At 70.5% G+C, this 24,263-nt stretch carries 19 protein-coding genes; 17 read left to right on the forward strand and 2 right to left on the reverse strand.

What is annotated here, in order from left to right:
* Window positions 1-12 precede the first annotated feature (12 nt).
* The 15 genes from AC07PZ_RS28725 (at window position 13) to rrtA (ending at window position 18,059) form a co-directional block, all read left to right on the forward strand.
* Window positions 13-1,014, forward strand: a complete 1,002-nt coding sequence (locus AC07PZ_RS28725; RefSeq protein WP_495298583.1) for a BMP family protein — start codon at window positions 13-15, stop codon at window positions 1,012-1,014.
* On the forward strand, window positions 1,014-1,964 hold the full coding sequence (locus AC07PZ_RS28730; RefSeq protein WP_495298584.1) for a 5'-methylthioadenosine/S-adenosylhomocysteine nucleosidase: 951 nt from the start codon (window positions 1,014-1,016) through the stop codon (window positions 1,962-1,964). The genes AC07PZ_RS28725 and AC07PZ_RS28730 overlap by 1 nt, the downstream gene beginning before the upstream one ends.
* 43 nt (window positions 1,965-2,007) lie before the next feature.
* Window positions 2,008-3,534: an ABC transporter ATP-binding protein gene (locus AC07PZ_RS28735; protein WP_495298585.1), complete on the forward strand. Its 1,527-nt coding sequence runs from the start codon at window positions 2,008-2,010 to the stop codon at window positions 3,532-3,534.
* The gene (locus AC07PZ_RS28740; protein ID WP_495298586.1) at window positions 3,531-4,589 is read left to right on the forward strand and encodes an ABC transporter permease; all 1,059 of its coding nucleotides are present in this window, start codon (window positions 3,531-3,533) and stop codon (window positions 4,587-4,589) included. The genes AC07PZ_RS28735 and AC07PZ_RS28740 overlap by 4 nt, the downstream gene beginning before the upstream one ends.
* Window positions 4,586-5,509, forward strand: a complete 924-nt coding sequence (locus tag AC07PZ_RS28745) for an ABC transporter permease (protein ID WP_495298587.1) — start codon at window positions 4,586-4,588, stop codon at window positions 5,507-5,509. Before AC07PZ_RS28740 ends, AC07PZ_RS28745 begins: the two co-directional genes overlap by 4 nt.
* Before the next feature lie 71 nt (window positions 5,510-5,580).
* Window positions 5,581-6,789, forward strand: a complete 1,209-nt coding sequence (locus AC07PZ_RS28750) for an MFS transporter (protein ID WP_495298588.1) — start codon at window positions 5,581-5,583, stop codon at window positions 6,787-6,789.
* 167 nt (window positions 6,790-6,956) lie between these two features.
* A complete protein-coding gene (locus AC07PZ_RS28755; RefSeq protein WP_495298685.1) occupies window positions 6,957-7,457 on the forward strand; it encodes a sigma-70 family RNA polymerase sigma factor in 501 nt (166 codons plus the stop codon).
* Between the two features lies 1 nt (window position 7,458).
* A complete protein-coding gene (locus tag AC07PZ_RS28760; protein ID WP_495298589.1) occupies window positions 7,459-8,478 on the forward strand; it encodes a FecR domain-containing protein in 1,020 nt (339 codons plus the stop codon).
* Window positions 8,479-8,565: 87 nt separating this feature from the next.
* Complete coding sequence (locus AC07PZ_RS28765) at window positions 8,566-11,196, forward strand: TonB-dependent receptor (RefSeq protein WP_495298590.1); 2,631 nt, start codon at window positions 8,566-8,568, stop codon at window positions 11,194-11,196.
* A gap of 32 nt (window positions 11,197-11,228) precedes the next feature.
* Window positions 11,229-13,409, forward strand: a complete 2,181-nt coding sequence (locus tag AC07PZ_RS28770) for a choice-of-anchor tandem repeat GloVer-containing protein (protein WP_495298591.1) — start codon at window positions 11,229-11,231, stop codon at window positions 13,407-13,409.
* Between the two features lie 52 nt (window positions 13,410-13,461).
* Window positions 13,462-15,423, forward strand: a complete 1,962-nt coding sequence (locus AC07PZ_RS28775) for a choice-of-anchor tandem repeat GloVer-containing protein (protein WP_495298592.1) — start codon at window positions 13,462-13,464, stop codon at window positions 15,421-15,423.
* Window positions 15,424-15,456: 33 nt separating this feature from the next.
* Window positions 15,457-16,053: a biliverdin-producing heme oxygenase gene (locus tag AC07PZ_RS28780; RefSeq protein ID WP_495298593.1), complete on the forward strand. Its 597-nt coding sequence runs from the start codon at window positions 15,457-15,459 to the stop codon at window positions 16,051-16,053.
* Window positions 16,050-16,949, forward strand: a complete 900-nt coding sequence (gene gspN, locus AC07PZ_RS28785) for a type II secretion system protein N (protein ID WP_495298594.1) — start codon at window positions 16,050-16,052, stop codon at window positions 16,947-16,949. The genes AC07PZ_RS28780 and gspN overlap by 4 nt, the downstream gene beginning before the upstream one ends.
* A 35-nt stretch (window positions 16,950-16,984) precedes the next feature.
* A complete protein-coding gene (locus AC07PZ_RS28790; protein WP_495298595.1) occupies window positions 16,985-17,437 on the forward strand; it encodes a YbaN family protein in 453 nt (150 codons plus the stop codon).
* A complete protein-coding gene (gene rrtA / locus AC07PZ_RS28795) occupies window positions 17,430-18,059 on the forward strand; it encodes a rhombosortase (protein ID WP_495298596.1) in 630 nt (209 codons plus the stop codon). The genes AC07PZ_RS28790 and rrtA overlap by 8 nt, the downstream gene beginning before the upstream one ends.
* Window positions 18,060-18,105: 46 nt before the next feature.
* Here the strand turns inward: rrtA and AC07PZ_RS28800 are convergent, their stop codons facing one another.
* Together AC07PZ_RS28800 and AC07PZ_RS28805 are read right to left on the reverse strand one after the other, a co-directional pair.
* Window positions 18,106-18,873: a tRNA-uridine aminocarboxypropyltransferase gene (locus AC07PZ_RS28800; RefSeq protein ID WP_495298597.1), complete on the reverse strand. Its 768-nt coding sequence runs from the start codon at window positions 18,871-18,873 to the stop codon at window positions 18,106-18,108.
* Between the two features lie 46 nt (window positions 18,874-18,919).
* A complete protein-coding gene (locus AC07PZ_RS28805) occupies window positions 18,920-23,365 on the reverse strand; it encodes a DEAD/DEAH box helicase (RefSeq protein ID WP_495298598.1) in 4,446 nt (1,481 codons plus the stop codon).
* A gap of 183 nt (window positions 23,366-23,548) precedes the next feature.
* Here AC07PZ_RS28805 and AC07PZ_RS28810 point away from each other — a divergent pair, with 183 nt between their 5' ends.
* Window positions 23,549-23,800, forward strand: coding sequence for an AbrB/MazE/SpoVT family DNA-binding domain-containing protein (locus AC07PZ_RS28810; RefSeq protein WP_495298599.1), 252 nt, complete (start codon window positions 23,549-23,551; stop codon window positions 23,798-23,800).
* A 14-nt stretch (window positions 23,801-23,814) separates the two neighbouring features.
* A complete protein-coding gene (locus AC07PZ_RS28815) occupies window positions 23,815-24,222 on the forward strand; it encodes a type II toxin-antitoxin system VapC family toxin (protein ID WP_495298600.1) in 408 nt (135 codons plus the stop codon).
* Window positions 24,223-24,263 lie beyond the last annotated feature (41 nt).

Here is a 24,263-nt window from a genome sequence, read left to right on the forward strand (position 1 = left end):
AGGAGAAGAACCATGACCGTACGCCGACAGTTGATCATTCGTTCCATCGCCGTGGCTGCCGCGCTGGCCGCGGGGGTGCCGGGGCTGGCGCTCGCGCAGGCCAAGCTCAAGGTGGCGGGGGTGTACACCTCGCCGTTCGAGCAGCAGTGGGTCGGCCGGTTGCACCAGGCGCTGAAGGCGGCCGAGGCGCGCGGGGACATCGAGTACAAGGCGACGGAAAACGTCAGCAATGCGGACTTCGAGCGCGTGATGCGCGAGTACGCGACGGGTGGCAACCAGCTGATCATCGGCGACGTGTTCGGCGTCGAAGCCGCGGCGCGCAAGGTGGCCAAGGACTTCCCGAAGACGGCCTTCCTGGTCGGCTCGTCGGGCAAGCCGGCGGCGCCCAACCTCAGCGTGTTCGACAACTTCATCCAGGAACCGGCCTACCTGTCGGGTATGGTCGCCGGCGGCATGACCAAGACGAACAAGATCGGCATGGTCGGCGGCTTCCCGATCCCCGAGGTCAACCGCCTGATGAACGCCTTCATGGCCGGCGCGAAGGAAGTGAACCCGAAGGTCGAGTTCAGCGTGAGCTTCATCAACAGCTGGTTCGATCCGCCGAAGGCCAAGGAAGCCGCCTTCGCGATGATCGACAAGGGCGCTGACGTGATGTATGCCGAGCGCTTCGGCGTGAGCGACGCGGCCAAGGAAAAGGGCAAGCTCGCGATCGGCAACGTGATCAACACGCAGGCGCAGTACCCGGACACCGTGGTCGCCTCCGCACTCTGGGACTTCGGCCCGACCGCCGATCGCGCGATCAAGCTCGTGAAGGAAGGCAAGTTCGCCGCCGAGGACTACGGCCAGTACTCGATGATGAAGCACAAGGGCTCGACGCTCGCGCCGCTCGGCACCTTCGAGAAGAAGGTGCCGGCCGAGGTGGTCGCCAAGGTGAAGGCCAAGGAAGCGGACATCGTGTCGGGCAAGTTCACCGTGAAGGTGGACGACGGCGCTCCCAAGCCAACGGCGAAGTGATGCGCAGCACCGGACGACTGGCCGGTGCCGCGTCGGCATGGGTGCTGGCCGCCGCGCTCGCCGGATGCGCAGGCATGCCCGATGCGCGTTCGGTGCGGCTCGACGGCACGCCGCGCATGGCGGTCGTCTCGGCGTTCGCGCCCGAGATCGTGCTGCTGAGCAAGCAGCTGCGCGATCCGAAGACCTACACGGTCAACGGCACCGACTTCACGACCGGCACGCTCGAAGGCAAGCCGGTCGTGCTGTTCATGTCGGGCATCAGCATGACCAACGCGACGATGAACACGCAGGTGGCGCTCGACCGCTTCCAGGTCAGCCACATCGTGTTCAGCGGTATCGCGGGCGGCGTGAACCCGGCCCTGCACATCGGCGACGTGACGGTGCCGGTGCAGTGGGGCCAGTACCTCGAAGTGCTGATGGCGCGCGAGACCGCACCGGGCAAGTTCACCTCGCCGCCGTGGATGAAGGACGTGACGATGCCGGCCTTCGGCATGATGCATCCGCGCCCGGTCGAAGTGCGCTCCGCGGCGCAGCCGGCCATCCAGCACAAGTTCTGGTTCGAGGTCGATCCGAAGATGCTGGCCGTGGCGCGCAGCATCGGCAACGTCGAACTGGCGAACTGCGCCGTTGCCGGCAATGGCCCGGCCCAGTGCCTCACGACCCGGCCCAAGCTGGTGGTCGGTGGCAACGGCGTGTCGGGCCAGGCCTTCATGGACAACAAGGCCTACCGCGAATACGTGTTCCAGAACTTCCAGGCCAACACGCTCGACATGGAAACGGCAGCGGTCGGCATGGTCGCGTACAGCAACGGCGTGCCCTACATCGCGTTCCGCTCGCTGAGCGACCTGGCCGGCGGCGGCGATGGCGAGAACGAGATGGGCACCTTCATGGGCGTTGCGGCCGACAACTCGGCCAAGGTGCTGCTGGCCTTTCTGGCGGCCTGGCAATGAGGGCTCCCTTGCTCCCTCCCCCGTCGGGGGAAGGAGAAACACCATGAGCGCTCAGGTGCTGCAGCTGGACGGCATCACCAAGCGCTTCGGCGCACTGGTCGCCAACGACGGCATCTCGCTGACGCTGCATGCCGGCGAAGTGCTCGCACTGCTCGGCGAGAACGGCGCCGGCAAATCCACGCTGATGTCGATCCTGTTCGGCCACTACACCGCCGACGAAGGCCGCATCGAGGTTTTCGGCAAGCCGCTGCCGCCGGGCAACCCGAAGGCCGCGCTGGCAGCCGGCGTCGGCATGGTGCACCAACACTTCACCCTGGCCGACAACCTCAGCGTGCTCGACAACGTGCTGATGGGCACCGAATCGCTCTGGCGTCCGTTCTCGCGCCGCCGCGCCGCGCGCGCTCGGCTGCTCGAGGTGTCGCAGCGCTTCGGCCTGCCGGTACGGCCCGAAGCGAAGATCGGCGACCTGTCGGTGGGCGAGCGCCAGCGCGTGGAGATCCTCAAGGCGCTGTACCGCGGCGCCCGCATCCTGATCCTCGACGAGCCGACCGCCGTGCTCACGCCGCAGGAAAGCGAAGCGCTGTTCGCCACGCTCGCTCAGATGGTGGCGCAGGGCCTGTCGGTCATCTTCATCAGCCACAAGCTGCCGGAAGTGCTGCGCGTGTCGCACCGCATCGCGGTGCTGCGCGGCGGCAAGCTGGTGGCCGAGGCGCCCGCCGCCGGCACCACGCAGGCGCAGCTCGCACTGTGGATGGTCGGCCATGCGGTCGAGACCACGCAGCGCCGGCCCGCCCGGCGCATCGGCGACGCGGTCTGCGTGCTCGACCACGTGAGCACCGCGGGCAGCGGCCACGACCGGCTCGACGACGTGTCGCTCACCTTGCGCGCGGGCGAGATCGTCGCCATCGCCGGCGTGTCGGGCAACGGCCAGGTCGCGCTGGCCGACCTGTTGAGCGGCACGCGCCGCACGGTCGCCGGCACGGTGCAGCTGATGGGCCGCGCGCTGCCGCCCTCGCCCGCGAAGCTGGTGCCGCGCGGCGTCGCGCGCATCCCCGAAGACCGGCATGCGGTCGGCGTGATCGGCGACCTGCCGGTGTGGGAGAACGCGGTGTCCGAGCGGCTGCGCAGCCGTGCGTTCTCGCGCTGGCTCTGGATCCGTCGCGGTGCGGCGCGCGCGCATGCGCAGCGCGTCGAGAAGGCCTACGACGTGCGCGGCGCCGGCCTGATGGCGCCGGCACGCGCCCTGTCGGGCGGCAACATGCAGAAGCTGATCCTCGGCCGAGCACTGCTCGCGCCCGGTGCGGCGGACGGCACGTCGAAGCCGCCGCGCCTCATCGTCGCGCACCAGCCGACCTGGGGCCTGGACATCGGCGCCGTCGCGTACGTGCAGCAGCAACTGATCGCGGCGCGCGACGCCGGTGCCGCGGTGCTGATGATTTCCGACGACCTCGACGAAGTGCTGGCGCTGGGCGACCGCGTCGCCGTGATGCACGGCGGCCACCTGGGCGAACCGCGCCCCGCCGACCACTGGACCCGCGAAGCCATCGGCTTGGCAATGGCTGGATCATGAGACTCGAACGCCGCTCCGAAACCTCGCACGCCGCGCTCGTGCTCGCACCCGTCGGCGCCGTGCTGTTCACGCTCGCGATCAGCGCGCTGCTGGTGCTGTGGGCCGGCGCACCGGTCAGCCGCACCTATGCGCTGCTGCTCGAGGGCGGCTTCGGCTCGGTGTTCGCGTGGAGCGAGACCCTCACCCGCGCGATCCCGCTGATCCTGACCGGGCTCGCGGCCACCGTGGCCTTCAAGGCACGGCTCTTCAACATCGGCGCCGAGGGCCAGCTGTATGCGGGCGCGCTCGCGGCGGTGGCGGTCGGCGGCATGCATGGCGGCACCGGCTTCGAGCTGCCGATCTGGCTGCTCTTCCCGCTGATGATGCTGGCCGCCGCGATCGCCGGCGCGCTGCTGCTGCTCGGGCCGGCGCTGATGAAGAACAAGCTCGGCGTCGACGAGGTCGTGACCACGCTGCTGATCAACTTCATCGTGCTGCTCGGCGTGTCGGCCATGCTCGACGGCCCCATGAAAGACCCGACGGCCATGGGCTGGCCGCAGAGCGTGGCGCTGCAGGGCGACCTGGAACTCGGCAAGCTGATCGCGCAGACGCGGGTGCACACCGGGCTGATCTGGGCGGTGGCGCTGGCCGCCATCGTCTGGGCGCTGTTCAAGTACACGGTGATCGGCTTCGACATCCGCGCCGTCGGCGCCAACGCGCGTGCCGCGGCTTTCGCGGGCGTGCCGGTGACGCGCACGGTGGTCACGGTGGCGCTCCTGTCGGGCGCGCTGGCCGGGCTGGCCGGCGCGATCGAGGTCGCGGGCCGCACCAGCTACGTGACGCTCGACATGTCGCCGGGCTACGGCTACACGGGCATCGTGATCGCGATGCTCGCGGGCCTGCATCCGCTGGGCGTGGTGGCGGCCGGCGTGTTCGTCGCCGGCGTGCTGGTCGGCGCCGACAGCATGAGCCGCGCGGTCGGCGTGCCGACGTACATCGCCGACGTGATCGTCGCCGCGTCGCTGATCGCGGTGCTGGTGGCCACGCTGCTGACGCAATACCGGGTGAAGCGATGAGCGACCTTCTCGACATCCTCGCCAACGCGTCGTTCTGGGTCGCCACGCTGCGCATCGCGACACCGCTGATCCTCGGCACGCTGGGCGTGCTGCTGTGCGAGCGCGCGGGCGTGCTCAACCTCGGCATCGAAGGGATCATGGTGGCCGGCGCTTTCACCGGCTGGCTCGCGGTGTACGCGGGCGCGCCACTGTGGGTCGGCGTCGGCGTGGCCGCGCTCACCGGCGCGGTGTTCGGCCTGCTGCACGCCTTCCTGACCGTCGGGCTCGCGCTGTCGCAGCACGTGTCCGGGCTCGGCATCACGCTGCTCGCCACGGCGCTCAGCTACTACGGCTACCGCGTGAGCTTTCCGAAGGTCAACACGCCGCCCACCGTCACGCCCTTCGCGCCGATGGACTGGCTTCACATTCCGGTGCTGGACGCGCAGACGCCGCTGACGCTGTTCGCGCTGCTGCTGGTGCCGCTCATCGGCTGGGTGCTGTACCGCACGCCGGTCGGGCTGGCGGTGCGCATGGTCGGCGAGAACCCGCAGGCGGCCGAAGGCCAGGGCGTGTCGGTCGCGGCCACCCGCACCGGCGCGATCGTCGCCGGCTCGGCGCTGATGGGCATTGCCGGCTCCTTCCTCACGCTGTCGGCCTTCAACGCCTTCTTCTTCAACATGATCAACGGCCGCGGCTGGATCTGCGTCGCGCTGGTGGTGTTCGCATCGTGGCGGCCCGGCAAGGCCTTGCTCGGTGCGCTGCTGTTCGCGTTCTTCGACGCCCTGCAGCTGCGGTTGCAGCAGTCGGGCGACGCCGTGCTGCCCTACCAGCTGTACCTGATGCTGCCGTACCTGTTGTCGATCCTGGCGCTGGTGCTGGTGGCCCGCAAGGCGAGCTATCCGCAGGCGCTGATGAAGCCGTACCGCAAGGGCGAGCGCTGAGCGGAGCGTGACGGCGCTCGACGCCGTATCCTCGGTGGCTCTGCGGCAGCCGCGCCGCGCCATCGTTCTCCATGCAGCAGTCCACAGATCCCTCGCGCGGTGTCCGCGCACTCACCCTCGCCTTCGTTCTCAGCCAGTTCTTCCGCACCTGCCTCGCGGTGATCGCGCCGGAGCTGCAGCACGACCTGGACCTGTCGCCGGCCGGCTTCGGCACGCTGTCGTCCTGCTTCTTCATGGCCTTCGCGGTGGCGCAGATCCCCGTCGGCATCGCCTTCGACCGCTACGGCGTCGGCGCGCCGACCCGGCTGCTGAGCGCGGTGGGTGTCGTGGCGTCGGTGCTCTTCGTCGTGGCGCCCGGCGGCGCGACCGCGATGGTGGCGCAGGCCGGCCTGGGGCTCGCCTGCGCGCCGGTCTTCATGGGGCTGATGCACTTCGCGTCGGAACAGCTGCCGGCGCAACGCTACGCCAGCGTCATCGGGCGCGCCAACGCGGTCTCGATGCTCGGCGCACTGTGTGCGACCGCGCCGCTCGGATGGGCCGCGCACCACATCGGCTGGCGGCCGGCACTCGGCGTGGCGGCGGTCTGCATGCTGCTGGCCTGCATCGCCGTGTGGCGCGACGTGCGCGACACCGGCCATGCCGACGCGCGCAGCGAGAGCCCGTCCGTGCTGCTGATGGGCAGCCTGCGCCTGCTCGCGCTACCGCCGCTGTGGACGCTGATACCGCTGTGCGTGGCGCTCGCGGCCGGCACCACCTTCCGCAACGCCTGGGGCGGGCCGTACCTGGCCGACGTGTTCGGGCTCGACGCCGGGGCACGCGGCCTGTCGCTCGCGCTGGTGAGCATGGGCGGCTTCGTCACTGCGCTGCTGCTGCCTCTGCTGGTGCGGCGCTTCTCGATCAAGGCCACGATCCTGGGCTGGTCGGTGCTCTCGATGGCCTGCGGCGCGCTGCTGTCGGCCTGGCCCGCGGCCGGCCTGCTGCCGGGCGTTCTGCTGCTCACGCTGCTCGCCACCATCGGCATGGTGCATCCGATGGTGATGGCGCACGGCCGCGGCCTGGTGCCGCAGGCGCTGCGCGGCCGTGGCCTGGGCGTGCTGAACACCTTCGTCTTCCTCGGGTCGGCCCTGACTTCGTGGACCTTCGGCCTGATCGCGGACGCGAGCCTGCGCAACGGCTGGGACACGGCACAGACCTATTCGGGGATCTTCCTGTGCGCGACGCTCGTGGTGCTGGTGGGGGTGCTCGTGTATGCGCTCAGCCCGAAGGCGGCGCCGCTCTGAGTCCGCGGATCAACCGGGCCTTCGCCCGGACATTCGGGCGACTACGTCACGGCTCATTACAATGCGAGTAATTCTCATTTGAGTCGCGACGGATCCGATGCCATGCACGGGCCGCGCATCGACTCCGATCCGCCCGGAAGCCCATCGCCGTGTCCGTCCACCTGCCTCTGCCCTCGCCCGCTCCGAACGTCGAAACGCTCTACGTCGAACACCATGGCTGGCTGCAGATGTGGCTGCGCAAGAAGCTGTCGAGCGCCGCGGACGCGGCCGACATCGCGCACGACACCTTCGTGCGGGTGCTCGCCTCGCGCACGCGTTCGCGCATCGCCGAGCCGCGGGCCTTTCTCACGACCATCGCCAAGGGCCTGGTGATCGACCAGTGGCGCCGCCAGGAACTGGAGCGCGCCTACAAGGAAGCCCTGGCGCTGCAGCCGGAGCAGCTCGCGCCCTCGCCGGAAGCGCAGTTGCTGATCATCGAGGCGCTCGCGCGCATCGACCGCCTGCTCGACGGCCTGAAGCCGCGGGTGCGCACCGCCTTCCTGCTGGCGCAGCTCGAGGACATGCCCTATGCCGACATCGCCGGTCGCATGGGCGTGACGACGCGCTCGGTCGAACGCTATGTGGCCGAGGCGCTCTACCACTGCCACCTCGCGCTGGCCGAGTCCTGAGATGCCGGCATCCTCCACCGCCGGCGACGACGCAGCCGTCCGCCAGGCCTTCGGCTGGATGACGCGGCTGCAGTCGGGCGCACCCGATGCGCGCACGCTGCGCGCCTTCGACCAGTGGCGCCGCGCACACCCGGCGCACGAGCGCGCCTGGCTGCGCGCCCAGCAGGTCGGCCAGGCGATGCGCGCGGACTTCCAGATGCTGCCGGCCACCCCCACGGGCACGGGTGCCGGCGCGGCCTTCGACGCGCTGCAGGCCGGCGCCCAGCGCCTGGGCCGCCGCCGCGCGATGGCCAAGCTGGCGATCGGTGCGGCGACCATCGCGCCCGTCGCCTGGCTGGTCGGCGAGCTCGCGCCGTGGCAACGCGTGCTGGCCGACCTGAGCACGGCCAAAGGCGAACGGCGCAGCCTCGTGCTGGACGACGGCACCGCACTGGCGCTCAACACCGACAGCGCGGTCCAGCTCCGGTTCGACGGCGTGCAGCGGCTGCTTGTGCTGACGCGTGGCGAGATCTCGCTCGTGTCCGGCGCGGACGATGCCTCGCCGCAAAGGCAGAAGCGGCCGCTGCGCGTGCAGACGCGCGACGGCCTGTTCGAGGCGATCGGCACCCGCTTCATCGTGCGGCTGCTGCCATCCGCCAGCCTGCTGTCGGTGGAAGAAGGCGCGGTGGCGATGCAGCCCGCGCAGGCTGCGTTCGGTGCCGAGCGGACCATCGCGCGGGCCGGCAGCAGCTACCTGCTCGACCCGCAGGACGCGACGCCGGCCGACAACCGCGGCCTCGACCCGACCGGCTGGACCGACGGCGCGCTGGTCACGCGCGACATGCGGCTCGGCGACTTCCTGGCCGAACTCGGCCGCTACCGCACCGGCCACGTGGGCTGCGACCCGCGCGCGGCCGACCTGCGGCTGTCGGGCGTCTACCGCCTCGACGACACGGAGCGCGTGCTGGCGGTCCTGCCCAGCGTGCTGCCCGTGCGCATCGACTACCGCACCCGCTTCTGGGTGCAGGTCTCGATGCGCTGAAAAACTTTTCTCGTTTTTCCGCGTTTTTCCTGTCGGGTTTCCCCGTCTCGTCCGGCATGGACGGGACACATCGCTTTTTTCCTTCCCATGCCACTGCACCACCTGCCCGTCCGTTTCCGGCCTTCCACGCTGGCGGCCTGCCTGCGCGGCGCGCTCTGCCTGCATGCCCTCGGCGCCACGCTGACGCTGCTGACATCGCCGGCGCATGCCCAGATCCAGGCCCAGGCCCAGCCCCGGGCCGCCACGCCGGAGGTTCGCGCCTACCGCATCGGTGCCGGCGCGCTGGACGACACGCTCAACCGCTTCGCGCGCCAGGCCGGCATCACGCTGTCGTTCACGCCGCAGCAGGTGGCCGGCCTGCGCAGCCGCGGGCTCGACGGCAGCTTCTCGGTCGAGGCCGGCCTCGCTGCGCTGCTGAGCGGCACCGGCCGCGTGGCACGCGCGCAGGCGCCGGGCCACTATGTGCTGCAGGCACCCGAGCCCGCGACGCGCGACGTGTTCGCACCGACGCAGACACCCGGCGCCGGCGGTGCCCAGGCCGAAGCGACGCTGCCGGTCACCACCGTCACCGCGGCGCACGACCGCCGCCAGGAGGTCTACGACACGCCCGGCTCGGTGGCGGTCATCACGCGCGAGGACATCGACCGGCTGCCGCCGCGCAACACCAGCGACGTGCTGGCCGACGTGCCGGGCGTCTACACCTCGCAGAGCCGCCAGAACCCGGGCGTGTCGGTCAACATGCGCGGCCTGCAGGACTTCGGCCGGGTCAACGTGATGATCGACGGCACGCGGCAGAACTACCAGCAGAGCGGCCACGGCTCCAATGGCGCGGTCTACATCGACCCCGAGCTGCTGAGCGGCGTCGACATCTCCAAGGGCCCGACGTCGACTTCGGGCGGCGCGGCCATGATCGCCGGCATGGTCAACTTCCGGACGCTGGAGACGGACGACCTGCTGAAGGAAGACCAGCGCTTCGGCGGCCGCGTCAATGCCACGCGCGGCAGCAACGCCTACGACTTCGCGGGCAGCGCCGCGCTGGGCCTGCGACCGAACGACGACCTCGACCTGGTGATGGCGCTCGGCCGCAAGAACGTCGGCGAATTCGAGAAGGGCCGGCGCGGCACGATCGCCGACGACATGGAGGTGCTCACGCACGGCACCAGCCGCCTGTCGTCGCAGGACCAGTCGTCGGCCCTGTTCAAGGCCAACTGGCGCTTCCTGCCGGACCACGAGCTGAAGCTGAGCTACATCGGCATGGACGCGCGCTTCGACGAGGGCAGCGCGACGGACGTGTCCGGCGGCGACGTGACGTCGCACAACCACATCCGCAACGACACGCTGGTCGCCAACCACCGCTGGCGGCCATCGGACATGCGCTGGGTCGACCTGCAATCGAGCCTCTACGCCACGCGCACCAGCAACAGCGTGATGCGCGAGGCCGGCACGCTCGACGCCAACGAATACCGGCTGCGCTACGAGACCCGCACCATCGGCGGCAGCGTGCAGAACACGGCGCGGCTCCCGGGCCAGACCTTCGACACGATCCTGAAGACCGGCACCGAGTTCTTCCAGGACCGGACCGACCCCGAGGCGCAGGCGCTGACGGCCGGCGCCGATGCCGGCACGACGGCGCTCTACACCGGCTCGACGCCCGCGGGCAAGCGCACGGTGATGAGCCTGTTCGGCGAGAGCACGTTCCTGTACCGGGACTGGCTGGAGCTGGCGGCCGGCCTGCGCTACGACTGGTACGGGCTGCAGGGCGACGGCCTGATGCGCGTGGGCTCGATCACCAACCCGGCGGGCGTGCGCCCGTCGACCACATCGATCTACACCGGCTATGCGGTCGACCGCCACGACGGTGCCTGGGCGCCGCGCGTCTCGGCCGCGGTCAAGCCGACCTCGTACCTGCAGCTGTTCACGAGCTACGGCCAGGGCCTGCGGCCACCGGCGCTGACCGAGTCGCTGCTGTGGGGTTCGCACACCGGCTCGCTGTTTCCGTACTACCCCAACCCCGCGCTGCGTGCCGAACGCTCGCGCAACCTCGAGCTCGGCGCCAACCTCAACTTCGACAACGTGCTGAGCGCGTCGGACAAGCTGCGCATGAAGGCCGCGCTGTTCCAGAACAAGGTCGACAACTACATCACGCTGGCCCGCGTGATGTCGCCGATCAGCACGACCGGCGGCGGCGTGGTCGGCCCTTATGCGTACATGAACATGGACGATCCATTCAAGTCCAGGGGCTTCGAGCTGCAGGCCGACTACGACGCCGGCGTGGTGTTCGGCGCGTTCAACTTCACGCGGATGATCATCGACACGGGCACCGGCGGCTACGACCCGTTTCCGCTCGGCAGCCTCACCGGCTTTCCGGCCACCACGCTCGGCCAGCCGGGCAACGCCAACATCTGGTACGTGCTGCCGCCACGCAGGAACCTGAGCCTGAGCGGCGGCGTACGCCTGTTCGACCGCAAGCTCACGCTGGGCCTGCGCATGCGCATGCAGTCACCGGCCACCAACACCAGCATCTGGTTGAGCGATCTGTACAACGGCAAGAGCTGGCGCGTCCACGACTTCTGGGCCAGCTACGACGTCAGCCCCAACGTCACCCTGCGCCTGGCCATCAACAACCTGCGCGACGTCAACTACAGCGAGATGAACGGCAACACCTACTGGGTCGCGCCGGGCCGCACCACGCTCGCCACCCTGTCGGTCAAGTTCTGAGCCGCCGGCCCATCCCTTTCGAGACCCGTTCCATGACCCAACTTCCATCGCGCACCACCGTGCCGTTCACGTCGTTCGCGCCGTTCAGCCTCTTCGCGCGCCTGCCCGCCCTCGCCCTGCTGGCCGTGCTGGTGTCGTCGCCGGCCGGTGCGCAGGCTGCGTCGTCCGGCGTCACGGTCAACCACCTGACGTCCTTCCACCAGTACTCGGAGGCCGTCAGCACGTCCACCAGCCCGGAAGGCTGGCAGGGTGCGCAGAACCCGACCGCGCCGCCGCTCTACGTCACCCATCCGACGCTGCAGCGCGGCTACCTGTACGGCGGCTTCTCGGGCAACAACGCCAACATCGCGCGTGGCATCGCCAGCCTGCGCAGCGGCGCGGGCCTCTACTGGCTGCCCACCGTTCCCGGCGTGTACGAAAGGCTCGGCGTGGAAGGCCTGACCGTGGACACCGACACCGAGCTGTATGGCCGCATCAACGGCACGCCGCTGCAGGGCACCGACGGCGGGCTCTACGGCGTGATGACCAGTGTCTACGGCGAGGCCACGGCCAACTACGGAGCCGACGGCAAGGTCCTGAGCGGCCGGCGCTATCTCTTCACGTCCACCGTGGGCGCGGGCGTGATCTTCCGCACCGACTCGGACGGAACGCACATGACCGCCGTGACCACGCCCGGCGATCTCTACAGCCCGAACGGCGCGTTGGCGAAGGACGCCGACGGCAACTTCTACGGCGCCGACAAGGGCCCGCAGGGCCAGGGCCGCATCTACAAGGTCACGCTGTCGGGCAAGCGGGGCACGGTCAGCACGGTGCATGAATTCACCGCCGGCCCCAACGGCATGCCGCAGGTGGCCAACGGCCTGATCCGGGGCAGCGACGGCTGGCTCTACGGCGTCACCGGCTACAACCGCGGCGTGCCCTTCAAGCCCGGCACGCCCAGCGACCCGGGCACGCCGGTCGGCACGCTCTACCGCATCCAGCCCGGCACGCCGTCGACCTTCGTCGTGCTGCACACCTTCACGCTGGCCGAGGGCGAGATCAACGTGCTGGACAACACCAGCCATGCCCACGGCCCCTCGCGCGGCATCTCCTGGGTGCAGGAAGGCGCGGACGGCTGGCTCTACGGCGCGACATCGGCCACCTGCCAGGGCGTGTACGACGCCAACGCCACCTGGAGCACCGCCGGCACCTACACCGCCGCCTCGCCGCAATGCGGCACGCACATGCGGGCGCGCACCTACGGCGGCAAGGCCTACCCGTACTACGACGGCCCCAAGCCGTATGGCGCGATCTACCGCATTCCCATGAACGGCAGCGGCACCTTCCAGCTGCTGCACACCTTCAGCGAAACCGATGGCAGCACGCCGCGCGGCCCGCTGGCGGTGGGCGCGGACGGCAGCATCTACGGCACCACGCTCACCGGCGGCGCCAACCGGCACTGGCCGCTGTCTTCCTCCACCTACAAGGACAGCCCGAACACCTGCGCCGACCTGGCCTTCGTGTCGTGGGTCACCGCCTGCAACGCGGCCGGCGCGGAGAACTACGACACGCTGCTGAACTACGGCCAGTCGGTCACCGACGGTGTGCTGTATCGCATCGTGCCCTCGCGCATTGCTGCGGACGGCAGCGGCGGTTTCGAGCTGCTGCACTCCTTCAAGTTCGACGTGGACGGCATGCATCCGCTGGGCGTGGCCACCGGTGCCGACGGCCGGCTGTACGGCGTGTCGGCCAACGGCGGCACGGCCTACAAGAACGCGAACGGCGTCGCGGTGTCGCAGGACGACCAGGGCGCGGTGTTCCAGGTCGACCTGGCCGGCGACACGCCATCGGCCGGCGTCACGCTGAACGTCGCCCCCGCGGAGATCAAGGTCGGCGAAACCGCCACGCTCACCTGGACCTCGTTCCAGACGGCCAACTGCCGCTCCGAATCGTCGGCGCAGGACTGGACCGGCCCGGTCGCCACCGAAGGCAGCGTGCAGCTGACCAAGGCCGGCGGCACCTACCGCTACAGCGTGATCTGCACCGACACCGTCAAGGGCGGCGAGGTGAGTTCCGCGCTGGTCACGCTGTACGTGGGCGCAGCAGCCACCACCCAGGACGGCAACCAGGTGCAGTACGGCAACGGCGGCGGCGGACCGCTCGCACCCGCCCTGCTGTTCCCGCTCGCCGCACTGGCCGGGCTCGGCGTGCTGCGCCGCCGGGCGGTCCGCTGAAGCCGCGGCCGACATCCCCTTCTTCATTTTTTCTCCAACCCCTGGACACACCATGACGCCCTTCCGCATGCCGATCCGAAACATTCCACTCGCCGTCCTGGCCGTTGCCGCGCTGGCCGCCGCATCCGGCGGTGCACTGCGCGCGCAGACCGCCGGCAGCAGCTTCGTGCCGACCGTGCTGCTGCGCTTCACCGGCGACACCGGCGCGGCCATCGGCGGCCTCGCCTATGCGCCGCCGCTGCTGTCGCGCGACGGACTGTCGCTGCGCGGGACCACGATGGCGGGCGGCCCGACCTATGGCGCACTCATCAGCTACACGCAGAGCGCCGTGTACCAGTTCACGCTCGCCGGCGGCAGTTACCGCTCATCGGTGCTCGGCATGGCGTACGGCCACCAGCTCACGAATTCCGTGCAGGACAGCAACGACATCCTGCGTGCCGGCGCCGGACAGGCTGGCAACGCCAGCTCCACAACCGGCCTGACCTTCGGCATCGCCACGGACGGCAGCACCATGCTCGACGCCCTGCCGGACAGCACGCTCGTCAGCGCCGCCAACTTCTCGCCCAAGGGCCAGATCGCGATCGACGCACAGGACAACGTCTACTTCGGCAGCGGCGCGCTCAGCGCCACCTGCCCGACCGGCAATCCGGCTTCGGTCAACAGCCTGTGGCGCCGCAACGCCGCGGGCACCGTGAGCCGGGTGGTGAACTTCTGTGACTTCCTCGTGCAGTCCGGCGTGGACACGCGCAACAACCCGCTGTACCTGCATGCCAAGGGCGGCTCGCCGGCAGCCCTGACCTGGAGCGAGGCCGACCAGGCGCTCTACGGGCTGACGCAGGTCGCATCGATCGCCGTCGACCCGTCGCTGCCGTCCACCGACAACAGCGGCCGGGCCGTCGGCACGCTGTTCAAAATCAGCAAGGCCGCGCTCGACGCCGGCGTGGACGCCACCCAGGCCGCGGCGGTCGAGGTGCTCCACACCTTTGCGCAGGCGCGCGACGGCGTGCCTGTCGTGCTGACCACCGCCGTCGCCGGCGACAGCCGCGCCAGCGGCCTGGTCGAAGACGGCGAATGGCTCTACGGCACCACCTACTACAACGGAAGCAGCGCGACCGCCGCGGGCGGCACGGTGTGGCGCGTGCACAAGACGCGCGCGGGCTCCTTCGAGGTCGTGCACTACTTCCATGGCGACACGAGCAAGGACGGCACGGCGGAAGCCGACGCGTCGAACCCCATGGGACCGCTGGTGCGTGCCGCGGACGGCAACATCTACGGCACCACCGCACGCGATGGCAGCACGATGAGCAGCACGACCGCCATCGGCGCGGGCGCGCTGTTCCGCATCGTCGTCGGCCAGGCGGCCGATCGTTCGGACGACCGCTTCGAGGTGCTGCACCGCTTCGACGCCACGACCGAAGGCATGCGCCCCGTGGGCCTGTCGCTCGGCGCCACGGCAGGCGGCGTGCAGAAGCTCTACGGCGCAACCCGCCAAGGCGGCGCGTCGGACGCGGTGCTGGGCACCGTTTCGTCGAGCACGACCGGCTACGGCGCGATGTTCTCCATCGACGTGCCGCTGCCCACCGTGAGCTTCACGGCTGTGCTGAGCGCATCCGCGAGCACCGCACGCGCAGGCGACACGCTGACCCTGAGCTGGGCCACCCAGAACGCCGCGAGCTGCACCGCGGGCGGCGACAACGGCAGCACCTGGAGCGGCGCGCAGCAGACCGCCGGCAGCCAGGTGCCGCTGTCGGGCGCGCTGAGCAAGCTGGGGACCAACACCTTCACGCTGCGCTGCGAAAGCGTCAACGGCGGACCTGCGGTGACCGAGACGGTGTCGGTCACCGTCGAGGCCGAAGCCACGGCGCCGACCACACCGACCACCCCCACCACACCGACGACGCCCGAAACGAGCACCGGCGGCGGCGGCGGCGGTGGCGGCGGCCCGCTGAGCCTGTGGCTGCTGGCACCGCTGGCCGCATTCGGCCTGATGCGCCGCACCGCGCGCCGCGATTGATTCACCTCCATCCACATCACGAGGACTTCCACGATGACCACTCCCTCCCTGTCGCAGCGCCTGCGCGACGAGACCGCCGCGCAGCACGAGCGCATGCACGCGCTCATGGCGCAGGGCGATCCGTTCGCCAGCCGCGAGCGCTACGCCAGCTTCGTCGCCGCGCAGTACGTGTTCCAGCGCGACGTCGAGCACTTCTTCGCCGACCCGCAGGTACAGGCCGCCGTGCCCGACCTCGCCGTGCGGGGCCGCGCCGCGGCATCGCTCACCGACCTGGCCGACCTCGATGCCATGGACAAGGTCGCGCCGGCCCAGGACGTCGCGACCCGCGCGGTCAAGATGCCCGAAGCGCTGGGCTGGCTCTACGTGTCCGAAGGCTCGACGCTGGGCGCGGCCTTCCTGTTCAAGGAAGCCGGCGAGAAGCTCGGGCTCGGCGCGACCTTCGGGGCACGCAATCTGGCGGCCTATCCGGAAGGCCGGGCCCGCGTGTGGAAGCGCTTCGTGGAAGCGCTGGACGCACCCGCGCTGGTGCCGGCGCAGGACCAGGTGATCGCCGGCGCGCAAGCCGCCTACGCGCGCTTCGGCCAGTTGCTGGAACAGCAGTTCGCCCTGCACACGGACGCGGCTGCGTGAGCCTGACGGCCGGCTTGCCGAGGCTGGCTGCGCTGCCGCCGACGACGCCGGCCCGCGCGCCGGCGCAGGCACGGACGCGGCGCATGTGGCCGTGGGCCGCGGCGGGCGCGCTGGCCGGCCTGCTGGCGACCCTGGTGCTGCACTGGCCGGCGCACTGGATCGCACCCGCGCTGGAGCGCGCCACCGGCGAACGCATCCAGCTGAGCGACGTGCGCGGCACGCTGTGGAACGGCTCGGCCGTGCTGAGCCTGACGGCCGGGCCGGGCAGCCGGGACATGCGCACGCTGCCCGGACGCACGCGCTGGCGCCTGCGACCGGACGTCGTTGCGGCCTCGGATGCATCGCCTGCATCGTCCTTTGTGCCCGGCCTGACGTTGCAGCTCGACCAGACCTGCTGCCTGCGCGAACCGCTGACGGTCCGGTTGGCCATCGCGCCGGACGGCGTCGGCGTTCGCGTCGGCATGCTCGACTGGCAAGGGCCGGCCGGTCTCGTGCAAGGCCTCGGCGCGCCCTGGAACACGCTGGGCTTCGAAGGCCGGTTGCGGCTGTCGACATCGGGCTTCGCGCTGCATCGAACCGGCGGACGACTGCAGATGGACGGCCGCCTGTCGCTGGCGATGGAATCGGTGTCGTCGCGCATCGCGCCGATCGATTCTCTGGGCAGCTACCGCTTCGACATCGACGGTCAGGACACCGCACGCGACGCACCGTTGCGCTTCACGCTGACGACGCTCCAGGGCCCGCTGCGCCTGACCGGGCAAGGCGTCTGGGTCGCGGGCCAACTGCGCTTCAATGCGGACGCGCAGGCCGAGAATGGGCATGAAGCCGCACTCGCCCACGTGCTGCGCCTGATCGGCAACCGCAACGGCGCGGTCACGATCAGGGCGCTGCGATGAACGAGGCCGCGCGGACGAACCACAATCGCAGCCTGATGACGCCTCCATCCGACGATCCGAACCCATCCGCCGCGCCGAACGCCACGGCAGCGACGACACCCTTGCCGCCCGCCCCGCTGCCCTGGCTGGCGCGCTGGCTGCTGCTGGCCTTCGCGGTGCTGTGCCTGGTGATGGGCGTGATCGGCGTGATCGTGCCGGGGATGCCGACCACGGTCTTCATCCTGCTGGCGGCCTGGGCAGCGGCGCGCAGCTCGCCGCGCCTGCATGGCTGGCTGATGAACCACAAGCTGTTCGGCCCGATGCTGCGCAACTGGCAGAACGGCCGCACCGTGAGCCGGCGCGCCAAGTGGAGCGCCACCATCGCGATGGCCTTCTGCGCCGTCGTCATCGCGCTGACGGCGCACCGCGCGTGGCTCGGCGCCCTGGGCATCGGCAGCATGGCCGCCGTGCTCGCCTGGCTGTGGCGGCGGCCCGAGCCCGATGCCTGAACGCACCGCTGCGTCCGCCGCACCCGCCGTGCACGACCGGGCTGTGCCATGGCGCTGCGCCGTGGTGGGCGTGCTGTTGATCCTCGCGCTGCAAGCGGGTGGCGACGCATGGCAGTCGGCACTGCGCTTCGAGCGCACACCGCTGCTGCATGGTGAGCAGCTGTGGCGCGCCGTCACCGGCCACCTGGTGCATCTGGGCTGGGCCCATGCGCTTCTGAATGCGTGCGGGCTGTTGCTGTGCTGCGCCCTGGCGCCCGCGCGCTTCACGCCGCGCCGGCTGGTGCTCGACGTGCTGTGGCTGGCCATGGCCATCTCGTTGCTGCTGCTCGCCTTGTCGCCTGAGGTGACGTACTACATGGGACTGTCGGGCGTCCTGTACGGGCTGTTCGTCTGCGGGCTGACGCCGTCGGCGCTGCGCGGCGACCGCATCTCGGGCGCCGCCCTGTTCACGGTGCTGGGCTGGATGGCGTGGCAATCGATCGCCGGCCCTTCCGCCACCGAAGAGCAGCAGATCGGCGGACGCATCGTGGCGGTCGCGCATGTCTATGGCGCGGCGGCGGCGGCACTGCTGCTGATGGCCGAAGTCGCCTGGGGTCGATGCTCGCGCGGGCGGCTCGCATGACATCGACCGCGTGCAAACGCCATGGAGCAGGTCACCGCGAGGACCGCTATGGATGGCAGCCCTCCGCCTCCCCACCCCACGCGCCGGCGACCTCGCGCAACCGCTGGTGCGCATCGCCGTCCCACGCGATCGGCTGCTGGTTCTTCGCCTGCAGATAGTGGTGGGTGAAGACCGCCAGGTAGGCGTCGAGCGTCTGCTCGGCGACGTGCTCGCCGGCCAGGCTCATGCACAGCGCGGCGACTTCGCTGGTGCACAAGTGATCGCTGCGGCCGGAGCGGCGCAGCTTGTACTGCGACATCCGGTCCGGCTGCAGGCTCAGCACCGGCAGCGCGTCCAGGTAAGGGCTTCTGCCGAACATCTTGCGTGCCTCGGACCACGTGCCGTCGAGCAGGATGAAGAGCGGGCGCTTCGCCGGCTCGCCATCCAGAGAAACGCACGGCTCGACGCTTTCCACCACCCGCTCGGGCGCCGCGTACTGCCCCGGAAACACCACGTAAGGTTGCCACTGCGGATCGCCCAGCAGCGCCAGCAGCGCGGGGTCGGTCTCGGTGCGCGCCCAGCCGAAGGCGAAGGTGTCGGGCACCACGTCGGCGATCAGCCAGCCGGTGTTGGTGGGCTTCAGCGTCTCGATGTCGGCCATCAGCAGGCACACGCCGGCGCGCGTCGCCATCGACGGTCGCAAGGCGCACATGCAGTGACTGGGAACGAGCCGGCAGCCTTCGCAACGCTCACGCTTGAAGCCGCCACGGGCCAGGAAAGGCTTTGAACTGCGGGCCAGGCGAGCGGCGCGCAGGAGAGAAACGGCGTGGGGCATGCGGGGATTCTCGGGCCTGATCCAGCACGGCCCGCGGGTGCCACGCTCACTCGCTGCCGATGCCCATCTCCAGGAAGCGCAGCGACGGTTCGAGCGACAGCGCCCGCCGCGCGGCCTGCGCATCGGCGTCGTCCAGCGGCACCAGCAACGTGATGTCGCCGGCCACGCTGGTCGCGATCGGCACACCGTCGCGGTACAGCACGCGCGCCCCGCCGACCCGCGGCACCTTCGTGCCCTGGATCAGCGTGCCCAGCAGGTTGGCCGGATCGCTGGCCGACAGCGCGATGAAGGCGCCATCGGGCGGCTCGCGACGCACCTGCCGCATCGCGGCCACGGCTTCGGGCAGCGCGAACTGCTCGCCCGACACGCCCGCGATGAAGCGCCCGCCCCGGATTTCGCCCCGCGCCTCCAGCCGGCGGCAGATGCGCACCAGTTCGCGCCACGGCGGCAGCCATGCGGCCTCGCGCTCGAGCAGGCGCCAGCAGATCACGCCATAGCGGCGCAGCAGCACCTGCACGACCTGTTCATTGGCCCACCCCCGATGCGGCTCACTGCCTGTAGCCGCCTCCCCCTCGAGGGGGCGACACCAGCGGCCCGGCGAAGCCGGTTCCGCGGTGTCTCTGGAATGGTCTTGCGCTGGCATTGCTTGACGCACCAGCGTCCAGCGCCCCGCATCCTCGATGCCGAACAGCGGCACGCGTCGGCGCCGGCGCGTGTCGGCCGACGCGCGCTTCGACGCCGGCACCAGCAGCGCGCGCAGGCCCGCGAAGCTGTCGCACCGCACGCGGCCACGCGCCACCAGCTCGGTCAGCGCCTCTTCGATCTCGACCGGCAGCAGCCGCGTGCCGGCGGCGATCTCGTCGAAGAAGCAGGCGCCGTGCTGCGCCAGGTGCGCCGCGACGCGCGACGCACGCGAACCGAGCGCATCGTCTTCCGTCGGCGGCGGGACCAGGCCGGTCCAGAGCGCGGCACTGCGACGCGGCAACAGCACCACCGGCGTGGCGCGCAGCGACTGGCCCGCGCCGTGGCTGCGGCCATCGCCGGGCGCGGGCCGCAGGCGCGTCCAGAACACGCGGCCGGCGGTGCACAGGTCGTCGAGCCACGCGCCCGCGTAGTCGGCCACGCGGGGGGGCAGCAGCTCGGCCTCCCAGAGCGGCGCGGGCGCCTCGTAGCCTTCGAGTTGCGACAGCACGCCCGACAGCGCCTCGGGCCCGCGCACGCGCGACGCCGCGCCGACGCGCTGCCAGCCGAACAGGAAGCGCACGAAGTCGCGCGGCTCGACCGGCTCGATCTCGCGCCGCAGGCGCTTGAGCGTGTAGCGATGGATGCGCGCCAGCAGATGCCGCTCGCACCACTCGACCGCCGTGGTGCCGGGCGTGAAGCGGCCCTGCAGCACGGTGCCCTCGGCCTGCAGCGCGAACAACGCGGCGTCGACATCGGCTGCATCCAGATGCAGCGGCTTCGCGAGCGCATCGACCGTGACCGGCCCGAGCCCGCCGAGCCGCGAACGCAACAGCTCGCGCACGGCCGACTCACGGTCGGCAGGGCGCTCGGCATCGGACGGGGCGTCGATCGCGGGCTGCATCGGCGCATCGGGATGCACCGCCTGCAACATCGGCAGACGCTCGGCCGCGACCCACAGGCCGGCGCCGGAACGTCCCGCACCGGAGACGCGCAGCCGCGTCGCACGGCCGGCCTTCGCCAGCGCCGTCAGCCGCTTCTTCCAGTCGACGCCCTGCGCCGCCTCGTCATCGCCGATCGCGCCGAGCGCCGTGAGCGCCTCGTGCATCTCGTCGGTGTTGCGCGGCTGCGGCCAGGCTTCTTCGCGCACGCCGGCGATCGCGTCGGCATCGAGCTGGCCCACGTCGTCGGCGCTTTCGGGGTCGGTGTAGCGCCGGTTCTGCACGGCCAGCGTGCGGCGCTCCTCCAGCGGCGCGTCGTCGAGAAAGGCGTAGGGCCGCGCGTTCAGCACCTCCATCGCGAGCGGCGACGGCGCGGGCAGGTCGCAGGCGACGACCTCGACCTCGCCGGCCTCCATGCGGCGCAGCAGCTGCAGCCAGCCGTCGGCGTCCATCGCCTCGTGCAGGCAGTCGTCCAGCGTCTGCGCGACCAGCGGATGGTCGGGCACCTCGCGCTCGCCGACCAGGTTCTCGGCACACGCGACCTGGTCCGGGAAGACCGCGGCCAGCAGGTCCTCGGACTTCATGCGCTGCAATTGCGGCGGCACCTTGCGCCCGCCGGTGAAGCGCGGCAGCGCGAGCGCGGTGGTGGCGTTCCAGCGCCAGCGCACGCCGAACAGCGGCGCGTCGAGCAGCGCCTGCACCAGCACGTGCAGCGCCGAGTTCGAATGCAGGTAGCGCGCGACCTCGGCCAGTTCGAAGCTGTGGCTGGTCGACAGCGACAGCACGATCGCGTCTTCGGTCGCCGCGGCCTGCAGCTCGAAGTTGAAGGTGCGGCAGAAACGCTTGCGCAGCGCCAGCCCCCAGGCGCGGTTGAGCCGGCTGCCGAAGGGCGAATGGATCACCAGTTGCATGCCGCCGGACGCATCGAAGAAGCGCTCCAGCACGATGCGCCGCTGCGTCGGCAGCGCGCCGAGCACCGCCACGCTGCGCGCCAGGTGCTCGACGATCTGACGCGCGGACTCGGCATCGAGCCCGACCGTGCCTGTGAGCCAGCCGATGGCCGCTTCGGCGCCGCCATCGGCCAGCGCTTGCTGAACGGCCTCGCGCAGGCGCGACACGCCGAAGGACAGCTCGTCGCTGCGGCCCGGCGCCTCGCCGAGCCAGAACGGGATGTTGGGCGGCGCGCCCTGCGCGTCTTCGACCCGCACCTTGCCGGACTCGATGCGCAGGATGCGGTAGCTGGTGTTGCCGAGCTGGAACACGTCGCCCGCCAGGCTCTCGACCGCGAAGTCCTCGTGCACCGTGCCGATCTTGTCGGCCTGCGGCTCCAGCACCACCGCGTAGTCGCCGGTCTCGGGGATCGTGCCGCCCGAGGTCAGCGCGGTCATGCGCGCACCCTTGCGCTCGCGCAGCAGGTGGTTGACGGCGTCGCGGTGCACGTAGCCGGCGCGCTGGCCCTGCCGCGTGCTGAAGCCGTCGGACACCATGCGCACGACCTCCATGAAGCGCTCGCGCGTGAGCTGCCCGTAGGGCCAGGCGCGGCGCACCAGCGCGAAGAGAGCGTCCTCGTCCCATTCCTGGCAGGCGGTCTCGGCCACGATCTGCTGTGCCAGCACGTCGAGCGGCGCCGGCAGGATGTGCAGCGCGTCGAGCTCGCCGCGCCGCACGCAGTCGAGCAGCGCCGCACACTCGACCAGTTCGTCGCGCGACTGCGGAAAGAGCCGCGCCTTCGGCACGCCGCCGACCGCGTGGCCGGCACGGCCGGCGCGCTGCAGGAAGCTCGCGATTGAGCGCGGCGATCCGAGCTGGCAGACCAGATCGACATCGCCGATGTCCAGCCCCAATTCGAGCGATGCGGTCGCGACCAGCACCTTGAGATCGCCGCGCTTCAGGCGCTGCTCGGCGTCGAGCCGCGTCTCTTTCGACAGGCTGCCGTGGTGCGCGGCCACCGCGTCCTTGCCGAGGATGTCGCCCAGGTGCCGCGCGGTGCGCTCGGCCATGCGGCGCGTGTTGACGAAGACCAGCGTCGTCGTGTGCAGCCACACCATCTCGGCCACGCGCGCGTAGACCTGCGTCCACTGGTCGTTCGACATCACCACGTCGAGCGGCGTCGGCGGCAGCTCCAGCGCCAGGTCGCGCTGCTTGGTGTAGCCGATGTCGACGATCGCGCAGTCCGCCACGCCATCGTGCGTCGCGCCCGCGCCGACCAGGAAGCGCGCGACTTCGTCGATCGGCTTCTGCGTGGCCGACAGGCCGATGCGCACCGGCCGCACGCCGCCCTCCTCGGCCAGGCACAGCGCCTGCAGCCGCTCCAGCGACAGCGCCAGGTGGCTTCCGCGCTTGCTGGTCGCCACCGCATGGATTTCGTCCACGATCACGCTGCGCACGGTCGCGAGCATCTTGCGGCCCGACGCCGAGCCGAGCAGCACGTAGAGCGATTCGGGCGTCGTCACCAGGATGTGCGGCGGGCGGCGCAGGCTCTGCTGGCGCTCCTTCTGCGGCGTGTCGCCGGTGCGGACGGCGGTGCGGATGTCGACGTCGGGCAGGCCGAGCGCCGACAGTTCGGCGCGGATCCCGGCCAGCGGCGCGTCGAGGTTCAGGCGGATGTCGTTGGACAGCGCCTTGAGCGGCGAGATGTAGAGGACCGCGGTTTCATCGGGCAGGCCGTTGGGTTCGAGGCCACGCACCACGAGATCGTCGAGCGCGGCGAGGAAGGCGGTCAGCGTCTTGCCGGAACCGGTCGGCGCGGCGACGAGGGTGTCGCGGCGCGCACGGATGGACGGCCACGCGGCGAGCTGGGCCGGGGTGGCTGAGGGGAAGGTTCGGGTGAACCAACGGGTGACGGCGGGGTGGAAGAATTCGTGGAACACGGGTTCATCAGATCAAGGCACACGATGGAATGTCAAGGCGGCATTCAGCCGGACTCCGACAACTTCAAAACAACCCGTGCCAAGCCGCCTTCCATGCAGGCTACTGAACCATAGGCCAACCCCGCAATCAGTGCCAGGCATGCAGCCATGCCTATACTTCCTTACTCGCCGTAAGGAGGAAAAATGACAGTTGCCACATTGACCAGCAAAGGGCAAATCACCATACCAGCGTCCGTACGCAAAGCCTTGGGCCTTCGCCCAGGCGCCAAGGTGGACTTCATTGTCCAGGAGGATGGCTTCAAGGTGGTCGCGCTCGACACCCATGTCTCCACGCTCAAGGGCCGCTTTGCCGGGCATGCGGCCAAGCCGGTCAGCCTCGAAGCGATGAATCAGGCCATTGCCGATGCGGCTTCGTCTGGGCATCGCAAGCCGTAGCACCGAGCGCGCTCATGATCGGTCTCGATACCAACGTGCTGGTGCGCTATCTGGCGCAGGACGACGCGAAGCAGTCCGCAATCGCCACGCGCGTCATTGAAACCCAGCTCAACGAACGCTCGCAAGGCTTCATCAGCCTGGTCGTATTGGTGGAACTTTGCTGGGTGCTGGAACGGCTCTACGGCGCGTCTACGAAAGAGATCGGCGCGCTGGTGAACGACTTGCTCAGCACGCCGAGCTTTCATCTGCAGCAACGCGGGGCGGTGCAGGAAGCGGTGCAGTTGCTGCTCACGCAAAAGCCCAAGGGAACGGGCTTTGCCGAATTGCTGATCGCGCAGACTGCGTTGAACGAAGGCTGCACATCGATCGTGAGCTTCGACCGAGGGGCCGTGCGGAGCGCCGGCATGACGCTGCTGAGCTGAGGCGCCGTTCTTCCGCGGCGTATGAGATGACGGCTGTGCCG

It is taken from the genome of Variovorax sp. GW821-FHT10B04 (genome assembly GCF_059415645.1).